General features: G+C 33.5%; 4 protein-coding genes. All 4 read left to right on the top strand.

Features of this window, described 5'->3' with window-relative positions; all coding sequences use genetic code 11:
• Nucleotides 1-225: 225 nt before the first annotated feature.
• The gene (locus TPRIMZ1_RS0116095) at nt 226-516 is read left to right on the top strand and encodes a nucleotidyltransferase family protein (RefSeq protein ID WP_010262693.1); all 291 of its coding nucleotides are present in this window, start codon (nt 226-228) and stop codon (nt 514-516) included.
• Nucleotides 503-946, top strand: coding sequence for a DUF86 domain-containing protein (locus tag TPRIMZ1_RS0116090; protein WP_010262691.1), 444 nt, complete (start codon nt 503-505; stop codon nt 944-946). The genes TPRIMZ1_RS0116095 and TPRIMZ1_RS0116090 overlap by 14 nt, the downstream gene beginning before the upstream one ends.
• Before the next feature lie 302 nt (nt 947-1,248).
• Nucleotides 1,249-1,476 (top strand): hypothetical protein, encoded by a 228-nt coding sequence (locus TPRIMZ1_RS0116085; RefSeq protein ID WP_010262687.1) that lies wholly within the window; start codon nt 1,249-1,251, stop codon nt 1,474-1,476.
• Nucleotides 1,477-1,488: 12 nt separating this feature from the next.
• Complete coding sequence (locus TPRIMZ1_RS0116080; RefSeq protein WP_232616855.1) at nt 1,489-1,863, top strand: type II toxin-antitoxin system death-on-curing family toxin; 375 nt, start codon at nt 1,489-1,491, stop codon at nt 1,861-1,863.
• Nucleotides 1,864-2,085 lie beyond the last annotated feature (222 nt).

Genomic DNA, 2,085 nt, shown 5'->3' with positions numbered 1-2,085 from the left:
CCCCTACGGGGCTCGGGCTACGAAAAACCGCAGTCGGCCTTACGGCCTTTGTGCGTTTTTTCTCCGCCACATTTTTGCAAGCCCTGGAACGCTTCGCGTTCCTTTATCGGGCTTGCAAAAACGTCATAAACAACCGAAACGTTATACGAAATACCCCCTAAATTGGTCGACAATTTAAACAAAAAGGACTTGTAAGATACTTTAAAATATTGTATAATAATTAACATGAATATACAGACTATAACTGCCTTAGAAAAGGCTTTAAAAGGCGAAAATATACTCAAAAAATACAATTTAGAAAAAATTGGTGTTTTTGGATCATTTGCTCGTGGTGAAAAAGCCAATGATATAGATTTTTACATTGATGTAGAAAATTACAATGTCAATAATTTAATTAATTTAAAAAAGGATCTGGAAAAAATAACTGAAAAAGAAGTTGATATTATGATAAAAAAATATGCAAATCCGATCGTTTTATACCGAGCACAGAAGGATATGAAATATGTTACCCAATGAAAAAAATGATCTGTTGTACCTTCTGAATATTCTGGAATACATTGGGAAAATATGGAAATATACAGAAACGGTAAAAGACGCCGAGGAATTATTTGAACTTAATGAACAATTAAATTTAAATGCTTCATTGACATTATTGGCAAATATCGGTGAAAATGCTTCAAAAATAAGCAATACATTAAAACAGGAATTTCCCAAAATAGAATGGCAGCAAATTAAAGACTTTCGGAATAGAGTTGTACATGACTATGTTGGAATTGACTTAGTAATAGTATTTGAAATTATTACAAAAGACTTAAAATCATTAAAACCACAATTTGAAAATATTATAAAGAAAAATATTGGGAATAAAATATTTGACATAGAAGAATTAAAAATAAGTAAAGAGAGTAAATATTATAGAAATATAGATTTTGAAAAGATAATTTGAAAAAGTACGGGGGTACTTCGTATAACAGGTCTGTATATGCTTCGGGGCTAAAGCCCCTCGGTCTCCGTTCGCCTAGGTCATTCCGCTACGCTCCATTCCCACGGCTCACTTCGACAAATTTTTTGTGGCGCGATAAAAAACTTCATATACAGCCGGAACGTTATGCGACATACCGCAAACCTGGTTTGTAAAATATTAAAAAAAGTAGTTGACAAGTACATATATTGTGTATACAATATAAACAGGATGTTGTATAAAAAAATATACAATCGGTTGGAAAATTTCATTGGAGGGTAAATTATATGGTTAAAAGACTCATACAACATGGGAATAGCGTTGCTTTGGTTATTGATAAGCCTATCTTGGAAATGTTGAATATAACCAATGAAACAACTTTTGAATTAAGTACCGACGGCAAAAATTTAATACTTTCTCCCACGATTGAAAATACGCAAGAAAATAACATTATGGAATCACTGGGAAGAATAAACAAAAAATACGGAAATGTGTTAAAACGGCTTGGCGAATAAATGATACATTTTTTGACTTTATCGGAAATATTATTTATATTGGAAGACCAAATTAGAAACTATGGCGGGACATATGGGGTTAGAGATATAAATTTATTAAGTTCCGCGATATATATGCCGCAATCAAGTTTCGACGGAGAATATTTACATAAAACGATACCCGCAATGGCGGCAACTTATGCGTTTCATATATGCCAAAATCATCCATTTATTGACGGAAATAAAAGAACTGCATTGGCAAGTTCGTTAGTATTTTTAGACATAAACGAATATACATTAAATTGTAAAGACGAAATGCTGTATAATAAAATTTTGAACGTGGCAAAAGGCGAAATCAAAAAAGAAGAATTAATAAAATTTTACGAAAGATACTCAAAGGAAAAATAGTATAAAAATGCGGTACGTCGCATAACGTGATAGGTTTACGACGTTCCTGACCGCCATGGGGCGGGCGGGAATGTGGCGGAGTGGAGGCGTGGGGGTAGTGTCAATAATATTTCGCAAAATTGATTTGCAGCCATATAAATAAAATTAAGCCGTTGCCGAAACAGCGATTTCTTCCTGTTTCATGCTCATGTATTTCTTGTTTCCCCATTGGCCACCAGCTAT

This window comes from Treponema primitia ZAS-1, from assembly GCF_000297095.1.
Lineage (GTDB): Bacteria > Spirochaetota > Spirochaetia > Treponematales > Breznakiellaceae > Termitinema > Termitinema primitia_A.
Note: the sequence above shows the minus strand (reverse complement) of the source record. Positions and strands in the feature narration are given on the sequence as shown.

What these genes read in the sequence shown, in the direction of transcription:
- TPRIMZ1_RS0116095 (WP_010262693.1), top strand. Translation starts at nt 226, where the DNA reads ATGAATATACAGACTATAACTGCCTTAGAAAAGGCTTTAAAAGGCGAA.
- TPRIMZ1_RS0116090 (WP_010262691.1), top strand. Translation starts at nt 503, where the DNA reads ATGTTACCCAATGAAAAAAATGATCTGTTGTACCTTCTGAATATTCTG.
- TPRIMZ1_RS0116085 (WP_010262687.1), top strand. Translation starts at nt 1,249, where the DNA reads ATGGTTAAAAGACTCATACAACATGGGAATAGCGTTGCTTTGGTTATT.